Consider the following 20012-nt stretch of genomic DNA (forward strand, 5'->3'; position numbering starts at 1 on the left):
ATTACGCCTTACGGCCGGTGCTGAAACCGGGTTCGACAGCACCGTTTCGATCATTTTCCGATCCGGTCACGACGTCAGGCGTACGGACGGGAGCTGCGAGGACCCTTCCGGTGGCCAGCAGGACCACCAGGGCGAGCACTCCGCCGACCCCCGCCACGCCGAAGCTCCAGGCGGTGGAGCCCAGCTCGACGGCCGGTCCGGCGACGGCCGTTCCGGCGGCCGCGCCGACGCCGAAGGTGGTGACGAGCCAGGAGAACGCCTCGGTCACCGTGCCGCGCGGCGCGTGCCGGTCCACCACGATGAACGAGCACGCGATGGCCGGGGCGAGGAAGACTCCGGCCAGGGCGGCGAGGGCCGTCATGACCGGGACCGAGGGGGTGAGCGTCAACGGCAGGTAGCCGAGGGCCAGGAGGCCGACGATGACGCGCAGCCGACGCTCGGGGGCACCGGCCCACTGCCGCGCGCCGTAACCGAGGCCGCCGATCAGCGCGCCGAGGCCGAGCGCGGCCATCAGCCAGCCGTACACCGACTCGCGGCCGTGGTCGTCGGCGTAGGCCACACCGGCCACCGTGATGGAGCCGAGCGCGAGCCCCACGAAGAAGAACGCACCGAGCAGCGCGAGGAGTCCGGGCGAGCGCAGCGCGCCGAGCCAGTGCGCCTCGCGGGGTGCGGAGCGCCAAGCGCGCGAGGGCTCGGAGAGGGCGACCGACAGCGCGCCGAGGACGCCGATGGCGTTGATGACGAGCAGCGCCGCGGCCGGCGACCAGAGGGAGACGAGGAGCGTCACCAGGAGCGGTCCGACGGTGAACATGATCTCCTGCGCCACGGCGTCCATCGCGTACGCCCGGTGCACCTGGTCCTCGCGCTTCAGCACGCTGGGCCACAGGGCTCGCAGCCCGCCTTCCAGAGGCGGTGTGGCGACTCCGGCGACGATGACGGCCGCGTACGCCAGCGGGAGCGAGCCGAGGCCGGAGACCGCCAGGAGGGCCATGCCGAGCGCGGACAGCACGGCGGCGGGGAGCTGGACGCGCGGCTGCCCGTACAGGTCGACGGCCCGGCCGAGCAGCGGCTGTCCGACGGCGGTGGCGAGCCCGTACGCGGCGGCCAGCGCGCCGGCCAGCGTGTAGCTGCCGCCCTCGGCCCGGGTGAAGAGCACGATCGCGATGTGCGCGGTGCCGTTGGGCAGCCGTCCCACCAGCGTGCCCGTCAGCAGCCGGGCGGCATGCCGCGCCCGGAGAATGTCCAGATATCCCGCGGCCATTCCCGCCCCTCTCCGCCGGACGGCTGCCGCCACCCGAGGTTTTACGTATAACTTCGAGGTTCATACGTACCATGTCCGCAGTCCGCGGGTCCACCTCGCGGCGCCACGGAACCATCGCGCACGGAGGCCCGAGTGACCGACTCCCAGCCCGCCCCGCCCCGGCCGACCAGCCGCGACGTGGCCCGTGCGGCGGGCGTCTCGCAGGCGACGGTCTCGCTGGTGCTGGGCGAGAAGTGGCCGGGCCGGGTGTCCGAGGCCACGGCCCAGCGGGTCCGGGACCATGCGGCGGAGCTGGGCTACCGGCCCAACCTGGCGGCCCGCAATCTCCGGCTCGGCCGCACCAGGACCGCGCTGCTGGTGGTCCCCGCCCTCACCAACGAGTTCTTCGCCCGGGTCTACACCGGGGCCGCCGCGGTGGCCGCCGAGCACGACTTCGGCGTGGTCCTCTACCCCTCGCCGGACGGCACGGGACCGGCCCGGGCCCCGTTCGCCTCGGCCCGCGCCGCGCTGGACGGCGTGATCGCCTCCTCCATGGCCTCCGACGCGCTCAGCGCGCTGCACGGGGCCGACCTGCCCCTGGTGATGCTGGACAGCGACCCGGCCGGCACGGACGCGGCGGCGCACGTGAACCTGGACATCGCCGACGGCATGCGCCAGGTGACGGAGCATCTGCTGGACCTAGGCCACCGCCGGTTCGTGCATCTGGCGTCCGCCGTGGACACCTGGACGTTCGCGGTCCGGGCGCAGGCGCTGCGGGACGCGGTCGGCGCGGTGCCGGACGCCACGGTCCGTACGGTACGGTCCCCGCTCGACGTACGGGCCGGCCGCGAGGCGGTCGAGCAGGCGCTGGCCGTCGCCGGGGAGCGGCCGACCGCGGTGGTCTGCGACGACGACATCCTGGCGGCCGGTGCCTGCAAGGCGGCCCGCCGGCTCGGGCTGCGCGTACCGGACGACCTCTCGGTCACCGGTTTCGACGACCTGGCGCTCGCCACCGCTGTGGAACCGGAGCTGACCACCGTACGGCTGCCCGCCGAGCAGGTCGGCGAGCGTGGCATGGCGGCGCTGCTGGCGGCGCTGGAGGGCCGTGAGGCCGATACCGGCAGCCTGCCGGTGAGCCTGGTCGTACGCGGCTCCACGGCGCCGCCGCCCGCCGCTTCCCGGGCATGACGGATGCCCCCGGGCCGGAACCCGGGGGCATCTGTCTGTGAGCGTGCCGGCTACTCCTCGGTGGAGTCGGGCGCGTTACCGGTGCCGGTGCCGGGGGTGCGGTTCTCCGGGGAGTCGGCCTCCTCCACGTCGGACGGGGCGTCCGTCGGGGTGGCGGCCGCCGCTTCCGCGTCGAGCAGCCGGGTCAGCTGGCGGCCGACGATCCGCTTGAACTTGCGCTGCTGGGGCCGCGTGCGGTCCAGCACCGCGACTTCGAGGCGCTCGGCGGGAATCTCCCGCTCGCCGCCTCCGGGCTCCCGGGAGAGCGCCTGGACGGCCAGCTTGAGCGCCTCGGCGAGCGTCATGCCGTCGCGGTGGCGCTGGTCCAGGAAGCTGCTGATCTGCTCGGCGTTGCCGCCGACCGCGACCGAGCCGTGCTCGTCCACGATCGAACCGTCGTGCGGCAGCCGGTAGATCTGGTCGCCCTCGGGCGCGGTGCCGACCTCGGCGACGACCAGCTCCACCTCGTACGGCTTCTCGGCGGCGCTGGAGAAGATGGTGCCGAGCGTCTGGGCGTAGACGTTGGCCAGCCCACGGGCCGTCACATCGTCGCGGTCGTAGGTGTATCCGCGCAGATCGGCGTAGCGCACGCCGCCGATGCGGAGGTTCTCGTACTCGTTGTACTTGCCGGCGGCCGCGAAGCCGATCCGGTCGTAGATCTCGCTGAACTTGTGCAGCGCGCGGGACGGGTTCTCGCCGACGAAGACAATGCCGTCGGCATACTGCAGCACAACGAGGCTGCGACCACGGGCGATGCCCTTGCGGGCGTATTCCGCCCGGTCGGCCATGGCCTGCTGGGGTGAGACATAGAACGGCGTCGACACCGGCTATCCGTCCCTTCCTGTCAGTGACGAGTGCATCGGAAAAAGGCTCGGAGTCCGGGTCAGAGCAGCGCGGCGCGCGGGCCGTCGGGCTGCTCCAGTCGGCGCTCCAGGATGGAACGCGCGATCTCGGAGGACTCCTGGTCGGTCAGCCTCCGGAAGCCTTCGTCGGTGATGACGGTGACGATCGGGTAGATGCGGCGGGCCACGTCGGGGCCACCGGTCGCCGAGTCGTCGTCCGCGGCGTCGTACAGCGCCTGCACGACCAGGGTGAGGGCCTGCTCCTCCGTCAGATCCTCGCGGTAGAGCTTCTTCATGGAGCCCCGGGCGAAGATCGACCCGGAGCCGGTGGCGGCGTAGCCGTTCTCCTCGGAGCGGCCGCCGGTGACGTCGTAGGAGAAGATGCGGCCCTTGTCACGGTCGACGTCGTACCCCGCGAAGAGCGGCACCACGGCAAGGCCCTGCATGGCCATGGCGAGGTTGGAGCGGATCATGGTGGAGAGCCGGTTGGCCTTGCCCTCCAGGGAGAGCTGGGCGCCCTCGACCTTCTCGAAGTGCTCCAGCTCCAGCTGGAAGAGCTTGACCATCTCCACGGCCAGTCCGGCGGTGCCGGCGATGCCCACCGCGGAGTACTCGTCGGCCGGGAAGACCTTCTCGATGTCGCGCTGCGCGATCATGTTGCCCATGGTGGCGCGCCGGTCACCGGCCAGGACCACGCCACCGGGGAAGGACGCCGCGACGATGGTCGTCCCGTGCGGTGCCTCGATGGCCCCCTGGAGCGGCGGCAGGCTCCGGTTTCCCGGGAGCATCTCGGGCGACTGGTCGGACAAAAAGTCCATGAACGAGGACGATCCCGGCGTCAGGAAGGCAGCTGGTAGACGCCCGGTGCTACGAGTGTTGGCTTCCACGCGTTTCCCTCCAGGTATGCGATGGCCCTGCGCAAGAGAGTCAGGATCATCCCCCAACTTGCCGATGGCCGGATTGCAGTTGAAGCAACGTACGCCACGGACCCTACCCGCCTCGGGGCGGTGATCCACATGTTCGGCGGAGGGATCTGCGCAGATCCCGCGCTCGCGGACCGGTGGCGCTCCTCCGGTTGGCGAGCGGGGTGACGGCGACCACCGCGGCGGTCGCCGTCACCCCGTCTCCCCCGGTTCGTCACGGTCGCCCGGGACCTACCGGGCGTTCACACTCGTGAACTACTGTCCGCCCTTTTGCACGAATGACCTCACGAAGTCTTCGGCGTTCTCTTCGAGGACGTCGTCGATCTCGTCCAGCACCGAGTCGACATCGTCGCTCAGCTTCTCCTGGCGCTCCGCGAGGTCCTCGGACGCCTGCGCGTCCTGCGCCTGCTCCTCGGTCTCCTCGGTGGAACGCGTCGCCTTCTGCTGTCCGCCGCCGGTGTCCTTGGTCGCCATGTAGCTCACCCCGCTCGGTTCGAAGCAATCGAAGCTCTTGATCAGACCCTACCCACGGGGTCCGACATTTGGCCTGGTAGTTGTGCAACGTCCGGGCCTCGGGTGATTGATTCCCAGCCCGGACCCCTTTCAGCCGCTTTCAGCCGCCCGAGAGCGTGCGGACCAGCTCATCCGCCGTACGGCAGCGGTCGAGCAGGTCCTTGACGTGTTCCTTGGTGCCCCGCAGCGGCTCCAGCGTGGGCACCCGCTGGAGCGAGTCGCGGTCCGGCAGGTCGAAGATGACCGAGTCCCAGGAGGCGGCCGCCACGTCGTCGGCGTACTGCTCCAGGCAGCGGCCCCGGAAATAGGCCCGGGTGTCCTCCGGAGGCTTGGTACGGGCCCTGGTGACGTCGTCCTCGTCCAGCAGCCGCTTCATCCGCCCACGGGCCGCCAGACGGTTGTAGAGCCCCTTGTCGGGCCGTACGTCCGCGTACTGGAGGTCGACCAGGTGGAGCCGGGGGGCGTCCCAGTCCAGCGAGTCGCGGCGGCGGTAGCCCTCCATGAGCTCCCGCTTGGCGATCCAGTCCAGCTCACCGGCCAGACTCATCGGATCGGTCTCCAGCCGGTTGAGCGTGTCCTCCCAGCGGGTCAGGACGTCCTTGGTCTGCTCGTCGGCGTCGGTGCCGTACCGCTCGTCGACGTACTTGCGGGCCAGCTCGAAGTACTCCATCTGGAGCTGGACCGCGGTGAGTGTCCGGCCGCTGCGGAGCGTGATCAGCTGCCGCAGGTCCGGGTCGTGCGAGACCTGGTGCAGGGTGCGGACGGGCTGGTCGACGGCGAGGTCGACGGTGATGAACCCGTCCTCGATCATGGACAGCACCAGAGCGGTGGTGCCGAGCTTCAGATAGGTCGAGATCTCCGAGAGGTTGGCGTCGCCGATGATCACATGGAGCCGGCGGTACTTCTCCGCGTCGGAGTGGGGCTCGTCGCGGGTGTTGATGATGGGGCGCTTGAGCGTGGTCTCCAGGCCGACCTCGACCTCGAAGTAGTCGGCGCGCTGGCTGATCTGGAAGCCGTGCTCGTGGCCGTCCTGGCCGATGCCGACCCGCCCCGCGCCGGTGACGACCTGGCGGGAGACGAAGAACGGCGTCAAATGGCGCACGATGTCCGAGAACGGGGTCTCCCGCTGCATCAGATAGTTCTCGTGCGTCCCGTAGGAGGCGCCCTTGTTGTCGGTGTTGTTCTTGTAGAGGTGGATCGGCTGGGCGCCGGGGATGGCGGCCGCGCGCTCGGCGGCCTCGGCCATGATCCGTTCGCCGGCCTTGTCCCAGAGCACCGCGTCGAGCGGGTTGGTGATCTCCGGTGAGCTGTATTCGGGGTGCGCGTGGTCGACGTAGAGCCGGGCACCGTTGGTGAGGATCACATTGGCCAGGCCGATGTCCTCGTCGGTGAGCTGGCTGGAGTCGGCGGTCTCACGGGCGAGGTCGAAGCCTCGCGCGTCGCGCAGCGGATTCTCCTCCTCGAAGTCCCAGCGGGCGCGGCGCGCCCGGTGCATCGCCGCCGCGTAGGCGTTGACGATCTGGGACGAGGTGAGCATGGCATTGGCGTTGGGGTGGCCGGGGACGGAGATCCCGTACTCCGTCTCGATGCCCATCACTCGCCGTACGGTCATGCGGCCCTCCTTGCCCGGCGTCGGTCCCCTCCGGGAGCGACGCTCAAGTACCGCTGCTTGTCCGGTGCGTATGCGGTGCCCGTCACCGCACTGCGCGACTCGGCGGTACCGCAGAGCCTAGAGCGCCTCTGCGCCGGTGGGGAGATCAAATACGACATTGCTCCGACGTGGCCGGAACAGGGGAAAACGAGCGGCTGCGGATGCCCCTCCAGGCATCCGCAGCCGGTCGGCGTATTACAGGTACTGGCCGGTATTGGCCACGGTGTCGATGGAGCGCCCGGTGTCCGCGCCCTGCTTTCCGGTGACGAGTGTGCGGATGAAGACGATCCGCTCACCCTTCTTACCGGAAATCCTGGCCCAGTCGTCCGGGTTGGTGGTGTTGGGCAGGTCCTCGTTCTCCTTGAACTCGTCCACGCAGGCCTGGAGGAGATGGGAGACGCGAAGGCCCTTCTGCTGGTGTTCGAGGAATGCCTTGATGGCCATTTTCTTTGCCCGGTCGACGATGTTCTGAATCATCGCGCCGGAGTTGAAGTCCTTGAAGTACAGGACTTCCTTGTCGCCGTTGGCGTACGTGACCTCGAGGAAGCGGTTCTCCTCGGATTCCGTGTACATCCGCTCCACGACCGACTGGATCATGGCGTGGGCGGCGGCCTCGCGCGAGCCGGTGTGCTCGGAGAGGTCGTCCGCGTGCAGCGGGAGCGACGGGGTCAGGTACTTCGCGAAGATGTCCTTCGCGGCCTCGGCGTCCGGACGCTCGATCTTGATCTTCACATCGAGTCGGCCGGGTCGCAGGATGGCGGGGTCGATCATGTCCTCGCGGTTGGAGGCGCCGATGACGATGACGTTCTCCAGGCCCTCCACACCGTCGATCTCGGCGAGCAGCTGCGGGACGATGGTGTTCTCCACGTCCGAGCTGACGCCGCTGCCGCGGGTGCGGAAGAGGGACTCCATCTCGTCGAAGAAGACGATGACGGGGGTGCCCTCGCTGGCCTTCTCGCGCGCACGCTGGAAGACCAGGCGGATGTGCCGCTCGGTCTCACCGACGTACTTGTTGAGGAGCTCGGGGCCCTTGATATTGAGGAAGTAGCTCTTCCCTGCGGGCTGCCCGGTCACCTCGGCGACCTTCTTGGCGAGCGAATTGGCGACGGCCTTGGCGATGAGCGTCTTGCCGCAGCCGGGCGGACCGTAGAGCAGGATGCCCTTCGGCGGTCGCAGTTCGTGCTCCTTGAAGAGGTCGGGGTGGAGGTACGGAAGCTCGACCGCGTCGCGGATCAGCTCGATCTGGTCGCCCAGGCCGCCGATCTTGTCGTAGTCGATGTCCGGGACCTCTTCGAGGACGAGCTCCTCGACCTCGCTCTTGGGGACCACCTCGTAGACGTATCCGGACCGGGAGTCCAGCAGCAGGGCGTCACCGGAGCGGATGGTGATGTCCAGCAGCGGCTCCGCGAGCCGCACCACCCTCTCCTCGTCGGTGTGCCCGACCACCAGGGCCCGCTCGCCGTCCTCCAGGATCTCCTTGAGGGTGACGATGTCCCCGGCCCGCTCGAACTCCATGGCCTCGACCACGTTGAGCGCTTCGTTGAGCATGACCTCCTGGCCGCGCCGGAGGTCCTCCAGCTCGACGCTGGGAGACACGTTCACCCGGAGCTTGCGGCCCCCGGTGAAGATGTCGCAGGTGCCGTCCTCGTTGGCCTGAAGGAAGACTCCGAAGCCGGCCGGTGGCTGAGCGAGCCGGTCGACCTCCTCCTTGAGGGCCACGATCTGGTCGCGCGCCTCGCGGAGCGTGTTGGCGAGCCGCTCGTTCTGAGCGGACACGCCTGCCAGATTCGTCTGCAACTCGACGATCCGCTCTTCGAGAATCCTCGTATGACGCGGAGAGTCGGCGAGCTTACGTCGCAGGACGGCGATTTCCTGCTCGAGATAGGCAACCTGGCCGGCTGGGTCCTCGGACCCGCGCGCGGGCCGGGTGCCGCGGTTGATGTCGTCGTCGTGGGCTGCCACGGTCCTCACCTCCTCCATGGGGAGCTGGACGCTTCCTGACCCTACCTGGGCTGGTGGTGATTGAAACCCCTAGATCACAAAGACTGCGGGGTGTGTCCGATCTTCACCCTTGCGCTCTCCCTCACGTCAAGGGAATACCCACCCTTCGGCATCGGAAAGCCGCCGGTTGTATCGTCGAAGCGTTCAACACCCGTCAGGGCTGGCTCCCATGGGTTCGGATACGCAGGAACGGCAGGACACATGACCGTGCAGCAGGACGCGCCGGGCGACGGTGACACGCAGGACCTGGAGGTCTGGATCGATCAGGACCTCTGTACGGGCGACGGCATCTGCGTGCAGTACGCCCCCGATGTCTTCGAGCTGGACATCGACGGCCTGGCGTACGTGAAGAGCGGCGACGACGAGCTCCTCCAGGATCCGGGGGCCACCACTCCGGTGCCGCTGCCGCTCCTCCAGGACGTGGTCGACTCGGCGAAGGAGTGCCCCGGGGACTGCATCCATGTGCGGCGCGTGAAGGACAGCGTCGAGGTGTACGGGCCGGACGCGGCCTGAGCCGTACGGGCAGCCGACGCGGCCTGACTCGTACGGGCAGCCGCTCAGGCGCTGCGCGCGAGGTCTCCCGAGGTGCGGACGAAGGCGCTGCCCTTCCACCGCCAGGAGGCCTGCTCCTCCTGGTCGGGGCAGCAGCGGGGCACCTCCAGCGAGGAGTAGCCGAGCAGGGTCGCCGATATGCGCCCCTCGCGTACGGCGAAGTCTCCGACGGTCTTCCTGTCCGCGGGGTCCACCAGGGTCGCCACGATCCTCGGTGCGGCCCCGCTTCCCTGTGTCAGGACGTAGACGCCGCTCGGCGGGGTCCCGGAGCCCGCGTCGCAGTGGACCACGGCGACGGTCTCCGGCCGCCCGTCGCCGTCGAGGTCTCCGGGCGCCTGCCTGGCCACGGTGGTGCCGGCTCCGCCGCATTCCAGCGGGAAGTCCACCTTCGCGGGGTCCGGGGCGGCGACGGGCGTGGTGGTCCGCTGCTCGTGGGCGGTGGCGGTGGCGGTGGCCGTACGGGGCTGGAGCAGCCCGGCCAGGGCGACGACGGCGGCCATGGCCGCGGCCGTGGCGAGCCAGTGCACCGGCTTCGTGGCGGTGTGCGCGAGGTCCGGGAGCGCGGAGGTCTGCACGCGGGATGTCTCCATGTGGTTCCTGGGAGCCCGGGGCGGGGACGGGCCCGGCCCTGAGGGGTGGCCAGCATCGTGCCACACCTCACACGCCGGGGGAACGGCGGGGTGTGCGCCGGTTTCCGTGCGGGGCGCGCGCCGGCGGCAACAGGAAGGCGCCGCCACGCGGTTCCCCGGTCGGTCGGGGAACCGCGCGGCGGCGCCGGTTCGTTGGGCGGATCAGCCGCGGTCGGCGGCGGAGCCTCCGCGGCTCTGGCTGCCCGGTCCCTCGTAGTCCTCGCCGTAGGCGCCCTTGGAGGGGCGGCGGCGGCGCAGCGGCGGCTCGACGCCGTCCGCGAGGCGGCGGGCGGTGACCAGGAAGCCGGTGTGGCCGATCATCCGGTGGTCGGGGCGGACGGCCAGGCCCTCGACGTGCCAGTTGCGGATCATCGACTCCCAGGGCTGCGGTTCGGCGAAGCAGCCGATCTCGCGGATGGACTCGACGGTGCGCGAGAGCTGGGTGGTGGTGGCGACGTAGGCGCAGAGGATGCCGCCGGGCACCAGGGCCTTGGAGACGGCCTCCAGGCACTCCCAGGGGGCGAGCATGTCAAGCACGACGCGGTCGACGTCGGTGTCGGAGAGGTTGTCCTGGAGGTCTCCGACGGTCAGCTGCCAGGCGGGGTGCGGCGAGCCGAAGTAGCGCTCGACGTTCTGCTGGGCGATCTCGGCGAAGTCCTCGCGGCGCTCGTAGGAGTGCAGCATGCCCTGCTCACCGATGGCGCGCAGCAGGAAGGTGGAGAGCGATCCGGAGCCGACCCCGGCCTCCACGACGCGGGCGCCGGGGAAGATGTCGGCGAAGGCCAGGATCTGCCCCGCGTCCTTGGGGTAGACCACGGCGGCGCCGCGGGGCATGGAGAGGACGTAGTCGGGGAGCAGGGGGCGCAGCGCGAGGTAGGCGACGTTTCCCGTGGTTCGGACAACACTGCCCTCGGGAGCACCGATCAGCTCGTCGTGCGGGAAAGAACCCTTGTGGGTGTGGAAGTTCTTTCCGGCTTCGAGCGTGAAGGTGTAGTGGCGTCCCTTGGGGTCGGTGAGCTGGACCTGGTCCCCGACCTTGAAGGGCCCACGTCGGCGGGCGGCACCGGTCGGTTCAGACATGTGACCAGCGTACCGGTGTTTCAGGGGCCCTTTTCCGGGGCCCTTCAGGACTCGGGGCGGGCCATGGCCTTGACGAAGGCGCGCTCGACGTCGGCGGTGGAGAGGACTCCGTAGATCTCGCCGGTCTCCTCGATCACCAGGTACTCGGTGGCCGGGTTGGCCTTGAGCCGGTCCAGGAGGGCTTCTCCGGCCAGCTCGGCGGGGACCTTCATGCCGTCGGTGAGGTCCTGGGCGAGGCCGCTGACGGCGACCCAGGGGCGGCGGTGTTCGGGGACGCCGACGATGGCGGCCTCGCGGACGACGCCCTTGGGGTGGCCCTGTCCGTCGACGACGACCAGGGCGCGGGCGCCCGCCTCGTTGGCGCGGCGCAGCGCCTCGGAGAGCGGGGTGGCGGACTCGACGGGGACGGCGCGGCGGGTGAGGGTGCGGGCCCGCAGGTCGGGCAGGTGCTCGCGGAGCCGGGCCATGCGCAGGCTGTTGCCGGCGCCGGTCCAGATGATGCCGGCGAGGATCGCGGCGAGCAGGGCGTCCATGACGGTCTCCACACCGCCGATCTCCTCGTTGGCGGAGCCGAGCGTCCCGGTGTGGGTGAGCAGCGGCAGTCCGATGAGGACGGTGACGGCGAGGCCCCGGCCGACCCAGGCGGCGGCGATGGTGCCGCTCATGGGCTTGCCGGTGATCTTCCAGACGATGGCGCGGAGCATCCGGCCGCCGTCGAGCGGCAGGCCGGGCAGCAGGTTGAAGGCGGCCACGATGAGGTTGGAGATCATCAGTCCGGCGATCAGGACGCCGGGGACGGTGCCGGGCTCGACGAACCGCATCGCGCCGTAGAAGACGCCGCCGAGGACGAGGGAGAGGAGGGGCCCGACGAAGGCGAGGATGAACTCGCGGCCGGGGGTCTCGGTCTCCTTCTCGATCTCGGAGACGCCGCCGAAGAACTGGAGCTGGATGCGGCGGACCGGGAGCTTGTAGCGCAGCGCGGCGACCGTGTGGGCCAGTTCGTGGACGAGTACGGAGGCGTAGAAGGCGATCGCGAAGAAGAGGGCGACGAGGTAGCGGGCGCCGCCGAGTTCGGGCAGGACCCGGTCGAGCTGGCCGCCGAAGACCCAGGTGATCAGTGCGGCGACGACGAACCAGCTGGGCGCGACGTACACGGGCACACCGAAGGGACGGCCCATGAGCAGGCCGCCGCCCGGATCCGCGGGCCGCTTCGGCTTGCCGTTGCCGGGGGCGGCGGAGGGGTCCGTTCCCCCTGCGCCGGGCTGCGGCCGCCCGCTGTCGCCGCTCTCGTCCACGGGGTCCCTTCGGTTCGGTACGTGGCCTGCGCCACGATGATGCTGTCTGCGAGGGTCTGCCGTCGATGGTATGCCGCCGGTTGTCAGTGGCGGGCCGTAGGGTCGTGAGACATGAGCACCGTGCCCCGGCCGCCGCAGCCGCCTTCGTCCCTGTCGCCGTCGCGGGCGAGCGATTTCATGCAGTGCCCTCTGCTCTACCGCTTCCGGGTCATCGACAAACTGCCGGAGAAGCCCAGCGAGGCGGCTACCCGGGGCACCCTGGTCCATGCGGTGCTGGAGCGGCTCTTCGACGCCCCGGCGGCGGACCGGACGGCACTGCGGGCGCGGGCGCTGGTTCCCGGCCAGTGGGACCGGCTGCTGGAGGCGCGGCCGGAGCTGGGCGAGCTGTTCGCGCAGGATGCCGGGGGTGAGCGGCTGGCGCGGTGGCTCGGTGAGGCGGAGCGGCTGGTGGAGCGGTGGTTCTCGCTGGAGGACCCGACGCGGCTGGAGCCGGCCGAGCGCGAGCTGTTCGTCGAGACGGAGCTGGAGTCGGGGCTGCGGCTGCGCGGGGTGATCGACCGGATCGATGTGGCGCCGACCGGTGATGTGCGGATCGTCGACTACAAGACGGGGAAGGCGCCGCGGCCGGAGTATGCCGACGGCCCGCTGTTCCAGATGAAGTTCTACGCGCTGGTGATCTGGCGGCTGAAGGGGATCGTGCCGCGCCGGCTCCAGCTGGTCTATCTCGGCAGCGGCGATGTGTTGACGTACGACCCGGTGGTGGCGGATCTGGAGCGGGTGGAGCGGAAGCTGCTCGCGCTCTGGGAGGCGATCGGCCTGGCGACGCGGACCGGTGAGTGGCGGCCGCGTCCGACGAAGCTGTGCGGCTGGTGCGACCACCAGGCGGTCTGTCCGGAATTCGGCGGGACTCCCCCGGTGTATCCGCTGTCGGTCCGCCCGGCGGAGTCGGGCGAGGATGATCAGGGCAGAATGGGACCGGTCCGGGCCGAGGCCGGCCGTGCCGTGGCCCTTGAGGGCCCTTAAGGAGTTCCTGTGGCGATCCGCGTCCTTCTGGTCGACGACCAGCCTCTGCTGCGCACCGGTTTCCGGATGATCCTGGAGGCCGAGGGCGATCTGGCGGTGGTGGGTGAGGCCGGTGACGGTCTGCAGGCCATCGACCAGGTGCGGGCCCTCCAGCCCGATGTGGTGCTGATGGACATCCGGATGCCGCGGATGGACGGCGTGGAGGCGACCCGCCAGATCACCGGCCCCGGCAAGGACGGTCCGGCGAAGGTGCTGGTGCTGACCACGTTCGATCTCGACGAGTACGTGGTGGAGGCGCTGCGCGCCGGCGCGAGCGGCTTCCTGCTGAAGGACGCTCCGGCCAATGAGCTGGTCCAGGCCATCCGGGTCGTGGCGGCGGGCGAGGCGATGCTCGCGCCGAGCATCACGCGTCGGCTCCTCGACAAGTACGCGGACCACCTGCCCTCCGGCGAGGACCCGGTGCCGGACGCGCTGCACACGCTGACGGACCGTGAGGTGGAGGTCCTGAAGCTGGTGGCGCGCGGCCTGTCCAACGCGGAGATCGCGGCGGACCTGTTCGTCAGCGAGACGACGGTCAAGACGCATGTGGGCCATGTGCTGACGAAGCTGGGCCTGCGCGACCGGGTGCAGGCCGCGGTGTACGCGTACGAGAGCGGGCTGGTGCGCCCCGGCGCGCAGTAAGCAGCCGACGTACGAAAGCTGACCGGCGTACGAAAGCCGTCCGGCCCGCACCGGTCCTGTTGCCAGGAGGTGCGGGCCGGACGGCTTCAGCGGTGCTCAGGCGGTCTTGTTGAGCTCCCAGAGCTGGAGCTCGGAGGTGGCGCTGACGGACCTCTCGACCCCGGCGACCCCGCTGCGCGAGGCCACGTACTGCTTGCCCTGCCAGATCGGCAGGACCGGGACGTCGGTGGCGACGATGTCCTGGAGCTTCTCGTACGTCGTGGCGGCGGCGCTGCGGTCGGCCTCGCGGCGCGACTTCGGGATGAGGACGTTCTGCGCTTCCCGCGACCGGTAGGGCGAGTTGAGGAAGTTGTTCTTGTCCAGGAACGGGGCGGTGTAGTTGTCCGGGTCCGGGAAGTCGGGGAACCAGCCCATGCCGTACGCCGCGTAGTCGCCGCGCTTCTGCTCCGGCCGGTACTTCGACCACTCCTTGCCCTGGACGTCGACGTCGAAGAGGCCGGAGCCGTTCAGCTGCGCCTGGAGCGCCTTGAACTCCTTGGCGGTGGCGGAGCCGTAGTGGTCGTTGGTGTAGTGCAGGGTGAACTTCACCGGCGTCTTGACGCCGGCCTTCTCCAGGGTCTGCGCGGCCTTGGCGGTGCTCGGCTCGCCGTACTTGTTGAAGAAGGCGTTGGTGTGGCCGGTGATGCTGGAGGGGATCAGCGAGTAGAGCGGCTCGGCAGTGGTGCCGTAGACCTTGCCCGCGATCTCGCCCCGGTCGATGATCTGCGCGATGGCCTGCCGTACGGACTTGTTGACGACCGGGTCCTTGGTGTTGAAGCCGAGGTAGCTGATGGCGAGGCCGGGCATCTCGGTGAGCTCGATGCCCTCCTTCGGCTTCACCAGCATGTCGCGGGCCTGCTCGGGCGACATGGCCCGGGTCATCATGTGGATCTTCTCCTCCTCCAGCGCCTTGCCCATGGCGTCGGCGTCGGGGAAGAGGTCCATCTCGACCTTGTCGTTGAGGACCTTCAGCTCACCCTGGTACGAGGGGTTCTTGGTGAAGGCGATCCGCGTCACCCGGCCGTCCTCGACCTGCGGCTTCATGGTGTACGGCCCCGAGCCGTCGACCTGGAAGCCGTCGCGCGCCTCCTTCGCCGGGTACTTCCCCTTGGGGACGATGCCGGCGGCGGGGGTGGCGAGCTTGTACGGGAAGGTCGCGTCGGGCGTGTTCAGGTGGAAGACCACCTGGTCCTCGCCCTTGGTCTCGATGGTGTCGATGTTGGCGAGGAGCCCGACCGGTCCGCTGTCGGAGTTGATGTCGATGACCCGCTGGATGGAGTACTTCACGTCCTCGGCGGTGACGGGGGTGCCGTCGGCGAACTTCAGGCCCGCGCGCAGGGTGCAGCGGTAGCTCTCGTTCGCGTTGTCCGTGAAGGTGCAGCTCCGGGCGGCCTCGGGCACCGGCTCGCCGCCGCCGTGGGGGACGGTGGTCAGGGTCTGCACGGTCTGCCGCAGGACGTTCCAGACGCCTGCCTCGTACCCGATGGCCGGGTCGAGAGGAGCGGGGTTCTCCTCGGAGGCCACGAGCTGGTCCGTGGTGCCGACGACGATGGCGCCTTCGCCACCGGCGCCGCTGTCCGTGCTGCCGCAGGCGGCGAGCACGGGGGCGAGCAGGCCGACGACGGCCGGCAGCACCAGGGTCTTGCGGTTCATACGGACGGTCTCCCTCATCACGGTGGGTGAGGAATCAAAGTTAGTAGCCGCCGGTGGCCGCTCCGACCGCGCTCGGAGCGGCTTGGCCTCCTCCGCCGTCCGGGAGGGACGATATTTGATCACCATTCCGGACAGATCATCCGATCATGGCAGGCGGTTGGAGGGGTTCAGGTGAGGAAGCTCACCCGTCCGACCTCTTCACAGAGAGGGGATCTGGCTGATTCACGTCCACGGAAAGTTGCCGGAACGCACACGGTTCCTTCAGTTCGTGGCGGTGACGAGCTTCCGCAGGAAGGCGAGGTCGACCTCTTCGAGGGAGCCGACGACGACCCGGCCGGAGGCGGGTGCGATGGGGGCCACGGACGGGATGGCGACGACCCGGCAGCCGGCCGCCTCGGCCGCCGCCACGCCGGTCGCGGTGTCCTCGATGACCGCGCAGCGCCACGGGTCGGCGCGGAAGCCGGCGGCGGCGGTGAGATAGGGCTCGGGGTGCGGCTTGGTGCGGGTGACCTCGTCACCGGCGACCGTGAGCGCGAAGTGGTGGTGGCCGACGGAGTCCAGCACCCGGTCGATGATCCGGCGGTGCGAGGCGGAGACGAGCGCGGTGGGGATCTGTGCCGCGTGCAGCTCGGCGAGCAGCCGTTCGGCGCCCGGCATCAGCGGCACGCCGTGCCGGATGCGGTTCTCGAAGCGGTCGTTGAGCAGCACGGTCAGCTCGTCCAGGGCGATGTCCGCACCGGTGACGTCGATGAGGTAGCCGGCGCTGCGGGTCATGGGTCCGCCGACGACCACATCGCGCCAGGACTCCTCCAGCCGGTGTCCGAGGTCGGCGAAGACCTCCTTCTCGACGTCCCACCAGAAGCCCTCGGTATCGACCAGGGTTCCGTCCATGTCGAGAAGGACCGCCTGCAGGGCGGCGCCTTCGGCCGTGCGGGTCAAGGACGCGGGGACCGTACTGGTCATCCGGCACACCTTCCGTAAGGGACGAGAAGGCCGGCCGCCATTCCCGAGGAGCGGGAGGGCGACCGGCCTGCACTGGACCGACCAGTGTACGACCTGTCCGGCCACGGTGCGCGAACGGCGCGGGGCCGTGGTGCGACGGGGTGGTTACCGTGCGTTGAAGTACTTCGCCTCGGGGTGGTGGATGACGAGGGCGTCGGTGGACTGCTCCGGGTGGAGCTGGAACTCCTCGGAGAGCTCGACGCCGATCCGGCCCGGCTGGAGGAGGTCGGCGATCTTCGCGCGGTCCTCCAGGTCCGGGCAGGCCCCGTAACCGAGCGAGAAGCGCGCGCCGCGGTACTTCAGCGCGAACATGTCCTCGACGTCGGCGGGGTCCTCCCCGGCGAAGCCGAGCTCGCTGCGGACCCGGGCGTGCCAGTACTCGGCGAGGGCCTCGGCGAGCTGGACGGAGAGGCCGTGCAGCTCCAGGTAGTCGCGGTAGGAGTTGGCGGCGAACAGCTCGGCGGTGGCCTCGCCGATCCGGGAGCCGACGGTGACGACCTGGAGGCCGATCACATCCGTCTCGCCGGACTCCTCGGGACGGAAGAAGTCCGCGAGGCAGAGGCGGCGGCCGCGGCGCTGGCGCGGGAAGGTGAAGCGGGTGCGCTCGGAGCCGTCCTCGTGGAGGAGGATCAGGTCCTCGCCCTTGGAGACGCAGGGGAAGTAGCCGTAGACCACGGCGGCTTCCAGAAGGTTGTTGGACTGGAGGTGGTCGAGCCAGCCGCGCAGGTGCGGGCGCCCCTCGGTCTCCACCAGCTCCTCGTACGTCGGTCCGTCGCCGGTCCTGGCCTGCTTGAGGCCCCACTGACCCTTGAACAGCGCGCCCTCGTCCAGCCAGGAGGCGTACTCCTTGAGCGGGATGCCCTTGATGACCCGGGTACCCCAGAACGGCGGCTCGGGGACGGGGTTGGTGGTGGAGACGTCCGAGCGCACCGAACCCTCGGGCTCCTCGACCTCCAGCACCGCCGCGGCCTCCTTCTTGGGGACGCGCCGCTGCTTGAGCTCGGGCAGGACCGCGCCCGGCACACCGCGCTTGACGCCGATGAGCGCGTCCATCAGGCGCAGGCCCTCGAAGGCGTCGCGGGCGTAGCGGACCTCGCCCTCGTAGATCTCGTGCAGGTCCTGCTCGACGTAGGCCCTGGTCAGCGCGGCGCCGCCGAGGATGACCGGGAAGTCGGCGGCCATCTTGCGCTGGTTCAGCTCCTGGAGGTTCTCCTTCATGATCACGGTCGACTTCACCAGGAGGCCGGACATGCCGATGACGTCGGCCCGGTGTTCCTCGGCGGCTTCCAGGATCGCGGAGACGGGCTGCTTGATGCCGAGGTTGACGACGTTGTAGCCGTTGTTGGAGAGGATGATGTCGACGAGGTTCTTGCCGATGTCGTGGACGTCGCCGCGGACGGTGGCGAGCACGATCGTGCCCTTGCCGTCGGCGTCGCTCTTCTCCATGTGCGGCTCCAGATGGGCCACCGCGCTCTTCATGACCTCGGCGGACTGGAGGACGAACGGCAGCTGCATCTGGCCGGAGCCGAACAGCTCGCCGACCACCTTCATGCCTTCGAGCAGCGTGTTGTTGACGATGTCCAGGGCCGGGGTGTCCTGGAGGGCCTCGTCGAGGTCGGCCTCCAGGCCGTTCTTCTCGCCGTCGATGATGCGGCGCTGGAGCCGCTCGTCCAGCGGGAGGGCCATCAGCTCCTCGGCCTTGCCCGCCTTCATCGACTTCATGTTGACGCCCTCGAAGAGCTCCATGAGCTTCTGGAGGGGGTCGTAGCCCTCGGCGCGGCGGTCGTAGATCAGATCGAGCGCGACCTTGACCTGCTCCTCCTCCAGCCGGGCGATCGGCAGGATCTTGGAGGCGTGCACGATCGCGGAGTCCAGGCCCGCCTTGACGCACTCGTCCAGGAAGACCGAGTTCAGCACGACCCGGGCGGCCGGGTTGAGGCCGAAGGAGATGTTGGAGAGGCCCAGCGTGGTCTGGACGTCCGGGTGGCGCTTCTTCAGCTCGCGGATGGCGCCGATGGTGGCGATGCCGTCTCCGCGGGACTCCTCCTGGCCGGTGCAGATGGTGAAGGTCAGGGTGTCGATGAGGATGTCGGACTCGCGGATACCCCAGTTGGTGGTGAGGTCCTCGATGAGCCGCTCGGCGATGGCGACCTTGTGCTCGATCGTCCGCGCCTGGCCCTCCTCGTCGATGGTCAGCGCGATCAGTGCGGCGCCGTGCTCGGAGGCCAGCGCGCTGACCTGCGCGAAGCGGGAGTCGGGGCCGTCGCCGTCCTCGTAGTTGACCGAGTTCAGCACGGCCCGGCCGCCCAGCTGTTCCAGGCCGGCGCGCAGGACGGGCAGCTCGGTGGAGTCCAGCACGATCGGGAGGGTTGAGGCGGTGGCGAAGCGGCCGGCCAGCTCGGTCATGTCGGCGACGCCGTCGCGGCCCACGTAGTCGACGCAGAGGTCGAGCATGTGCGCGCCCTCACGGATCTGGTCGCGGGCCATCTCGACACAGTCGTCCCAGCGGGCCTCCAGCATGGCCTCGCGGAACTTCTTGGAGCCGTTGGCGTTGGTGCGCTCCCCGATGGCCAGGTAGGCGGTGTCCTGGCGGAAGGGGATGGTCTGGTAGAGCGAGGCGGCGCCGGGCTCGGGGCGCGGGTCGCGCTCGCCCGGCGTGAGCCCGCGGACCCGGTCTACGACGGCCTTCATGTGGGCCGGGGTGGTACCGCAGCAGCCGCCGATGAGGGAGAGGCCGTAGTCCCGGACGAACGTCTCCTGGGAGTCGGCGAGGCCGTCGGGGCCGAGCGGGAAGTGCGCGCCGTCCTTGGTGAGGACGGGCAGGCCGGCGTTGGGCATGCACATCAGGGGCGTACGGGAGTGGCGGGCGAGGTAGCGCAGGTGCTCGCTCATCTCGTCCGGGCCGGTGGAGCAGTTCAGACCGATGAAGTCGATGCCCAGCGGCTCCAGGGCGGTGAGGGCGGCGCCGATCTCGGAGCCGAGCAGCATGACGCCGGTCGTCTCGAAGGCGAGGGAGCAGACCAGCGGCACGTCGATGCCCAGGGCCTCCATGGCCCGGCGCGCGCCGATGATGCTGGACTTGGTCTGCAGCAGGTCCTGGGTGGTCTCGACGATCAGGGCGTCGGAGCCGCCCGCGAGGAGGCCCTCGGCGTTCTTCTGGTAGCCGTCGCGCAGGACGTCGTACGTGATGTGGCCGAGCGAGGGCAGCTTGGTGCCGGGGCCGATCGAGCCGAGGACCCAGCGCTGACGGCCGTCCTTGGCGCCGAACTCGTCGGCGACCTCGCGGGCGATCCGGGCACCGGACTCGGAGAGCTCGAAGATCCGGTCGGCGATCTCGTACTCGTTGGCGGCGGAGTGGTTGGCGCCGAAGGTGTTGGTCTCGACGCAGTCGACGCCGACCGCGAAGTACTCCTCGTGGACGGAGCGCACGATGTCGGGGCGCGTGAGGTTGAGGATCTCGTTGCAGCCTTCGAGGTTCTCGAAGTCCTCAAGGGTCGGGTCCTGCGCCTGGAGCATGGTGCCCATCGCTCCGTCGGCCACCACCACCCGGGTGGCGAGCGCCTCGCGCAGGGCTGCTGCGCGGGTCCGGCTGTCGGGGGCGGGTGTCGGCAACGAGGCCATGGATGATCTCCCAGGGATGCGACGGCTGTCGGCTTTGCGT

General features: G+C 69.9%; 16 protein-coding genes and 1 pseudogene. 4 read left to right on the top strand and 13 right to left on the bottom strand.

Translation table 11 applies throughout. The features are described from left to right. Position 1: 1 nt before the first annotated feature. Positions 2–1261: an MFS transporter gene (locus ACQP09_RS04580; protein ID WP_433396181.1), complete on the bottom strand. Its 1260-nt coding sequence runs from the start codon at positions 1259–1261 to the stop codon at positions 2–4. 132 nt (positions 1262–1393) lie between these two features. Here ACQP09_RS04580 and ACQP09_RS04585 point away from each other — a divergent pair, with 132 nt between their 5' ends. Then, entirely contained in the window at positions 1394–2428 is a 1035-nt protein-coding gene (locus ACQP09_RS04585; protein WP_433396183.1) for a LacI family DNA-binding transcriptional regulator, read from the top strand. 50 nt (positions 2429–2478) lie between these two features. Here ACQP09_RS04585 and prcA read toward each other — a convergent pair whose 3' ends face one another. The 6 genes and pseudogenes from prcA to arc form a co-directional block, all read right to left on the bottom strand. Next, entirely contained in the window at positions 2479–3291 is an 813-nt protein-coding gene (gene prcA / locus ACQP09_RS04590; protein ID WP_433396185.1) for a proteasome subunit alpha, read from the bottom strand. 59 nt (positions 3292–3350) lie between these two features. Further along, a complete protein-coding gene (gene prcB, locus ACQP09_RS04595) occupies positions 3351–4196 on the bottom strand; it encodes a proteasome subunit beta (protein ID WP_026242117.1) in 846 nt (281 codons plus the stop codon). Continuing rightward, a pseudogene (locus ACQP09_RS04600) lies at positions 4148–4334 on the bottom strand (endonuclease domain-containing protein); the annotation flags it as partial. The gene prcB and the pseudogene ACQP09_RS04600, both read right to left, overlap by 49 nt. Positions 4335–4487: 153 nt before the next feature. Beyond that, positions 4488–4706: a ubiquitin-like protein Pup gene (locus tag ACQP09_RS04605; RefSeq protein ID WP_018515354.1), complete on the bottom strand. Its 219-nt coding sequence runs from the start codon at positions 4704–4706 to the stop codon at positions 4488–4490. A 139-nt stretch (positions 4707–4845) separates the two neighbouring features. Further along, positions 4846–6357, bottom strand: coding sequence for a depupylase/deamidase Dop (gene dop / locus ACQP09_RS04610; protein ID WP_432147740.1), 1512 nt, complete (start codon positions 6355–6357; stop codon positions 4846–4848). A gap of 234 nt (positions 6358–6591) precedes the next feature. After that, entirely contained in the window at positions 6592–8358 is a 1767-nt protein-coding gene (gene arc, locus ACQP09_RS04615; RefSeq protein WP_161268708.1) for a proteasome ATPase, read from the bottom strand. A gap of 240 nt (positions 8359–8598) precedes the next feature. On the opposite strand from arc, the gene ACQP09_RS04620 reads away from it, so the two are divergent. Beyond that, on the top strand, positions 8599–8910 hold the full coding sequence (locus tag ACQP09_RS04620) for a ferredoxin (RefSeq protein WP_404068179.1): 312 nt from the start codon (positions 8599–8601) through the stop codon (positions 8908–8910). Positions 8911–8954: 44 nt separating this feature from the next. On the opposite strand, the gene ACQP09_RS04625 is transcribed toward ACQP09_RS04620, so the two are convergent. From ACQP09_RS04625 to ACQP09_RS04635, 3 genes are all read right to left on the bottom strand, one after another. Beyond that, on the bottom strand, positions 8955–9524 hold the full coding sequence (locus ACQP09_RS04625) for a hypothetical protein (RefSeq protein ID WP_433406489.1): 570 nt from the start codon (positions 9522–9524) through the stop codon (positions 8955–8957). 216 nt (positions 9525–9740) lie between these two features. Further along, positions 9741–10658 carry a tRNA (adenine-N1)-methyltransferase gene (locus tag ACQP09_RS04630; RefSeq protein ID WP_003970161.1) on the bottom strand — a complete coding sequence of 306 codons (918 nt, stop codon included), beginning with the start codon at positions 10656–10658 and terminating at the stop codon, positions 9741–9743. A 44-nt stretch (positions 10659–10702) separates the two neighbouring features. Next, a complete protein-coding gene (locus tag ACQP09_RS04635) occupies positions 10703–11953 on the bottom strand; it encodes a site-2 protease family protein (RefSeq protein ID WP_432147738.1) in 1251 nt (416 codons plus the stop codon). Positions 11954–12130: 177 nt separating this feature from the next. On the opposite strand from ACQP09_RS04635, the gene ACQP09_RS04640 reads away from it, so the two are divergent. Together ACQP09_RS04640 and ACQP09_RS04645 are read left to right on the top strand one after the other, a co-directional pair. Continuing rightward, positions 12131–12976 carry a RecB family exonuclease gene (locus ACQP09_RS04640; protein WP_433406490.1) on the top strand — a complete coding sequence of 282 codons (846 nt, stop codon included), beginning with the start codon at positions 12131–12133 and terminating at the stop codon, positions 12974–12976. Positions 12977–12985: 9 nt separating this feature from the next. After that, positions 12986–13657, top strand: coding sequence for a response regulator (locus ACQP09_RS04645; protein WP_030570198.1), 672 nt, complete (start codon positions 12986–12988; stop codon positions 13655–13657). A 96-nt stretch (positions 13658–13753) separates the two neighbouring features. Here the strand turns inward: ACQP09_RS04645 and ACQP09_RS04650 are convergent, their stop codons facing one another. The 3 genes from ACQP09_RS04650 to metH all read right to left on the bottom strand — a co-directional run bounded on the left by ACQP09_RS04650 (position 13754) and on the right by metH (position 19972). Further along, a complete protein-coding gene (locus ACQP09_RS04650) occupies positions 13754–15349 on the bottom strand; it encodes an ABC transporter substrate-binding protein (RefSeq protein ID WP_433396190.1) in 1596 nt (531 codons plus the stop codon). A 261-nt stretch (positions 15350–15610) separates the two neighbouring features. Next, complete coding sequence (locus tag ACQP09_RS04655; RefSeq protein ID WP_433396191.1) at positions 15611–16312, bottom strand: HAD family hydrolase; 702 nt, start codon at positions 16310–16312, stop codon at positions 15611–15613. Between the two features lie 144 nt (positions 16313–16456). Continuing rightward, positions 16457–19972, bottom strand: coding sequence for a methionine synthase (gene metH, locus ACQP09_RS04660; RefSeq protein ID WP_433396193.1), 3516 nt, complete (start codon positions 19970–19972; stop codon positions 16457–16459). Positions 19973–20012: the final 40 nt, after the last annotated feature.

The sequence above is a fragment of the Streptomyces sp. CA-146814 genome, assembly GCF_050942385.1.
Taxonomy (GTDB): Bacteria; Actinomycetota; Actinomycetes; order Streptomycetales; family Streptomycetaceae; genus Streptomyces.

Bases quoted from the DNA above. Each gene is read 5' to 3' on its own strand.
- ACQP09_RS04640 (WP_433406490.1), top strand. From the start codon at position 12,131: ATGCAGTGCCCTCTGCTCTACCGCTTCCGGGTCATCGACAAACTGCCG.
- ACQP09_RS04650 (WP_433396190.1), bottom strand. From the start codon at position 15,349: ATGAACCGCAAGACCCTGGTGCTGCCGGCCGTCGTCGGCCTGCTCGCC.
- ACQP09_RS04630 (WP_003970161.1), bottom strand. From the start codon at position 10,658: ATGTCTGAACCGACCGGTGCCGCCCGCCGACGTGGGCCCTTCAAGGTC.
- ACQP09_RS04620 (WP_404068179.1), top strand. From the start codon at position 8,599: ATGACCGTGCAGCAGGACGCGCCGGGCGACGGTGACACGCAGGACCTG.
- ACQP09_RS04605 (WP_018515354.1), bottom strand. From the start codon at position 4,706: ATGGCGACCAAGGACACCGGCGGCGGACAGCAGAAGGCGACGCGTTCC.
- metH (WP_433396193.1), bottom strand. From the start codon at position 19,972: ATGGCCTCGTTGCCGACACCCGCCCCCGACAGCCGGACCCGCGCAGCA.
- ACQP09_RS04655 (WP_433396191.1), bottom strand. From the start codon at position 16,312: ATGACCAGTACGGTCCCCGCGTCCTTGACCCGCACGGCCGAAGGCGCC.
- ACQP09_RS04580 (WP_433396181.1), bottom strand. From the start codon at position 1,261: ATGGCCGCGGGATATCTGGACATTCTCCGGGCGCGGCATGCCGCCCGG.
- dop (WP_432147740.1), bottom strand. From the start codon at position 6,357: ATGACCGTACGGCGAGTGATGGGCATCGAGACGGAGTACGGGATCTCC.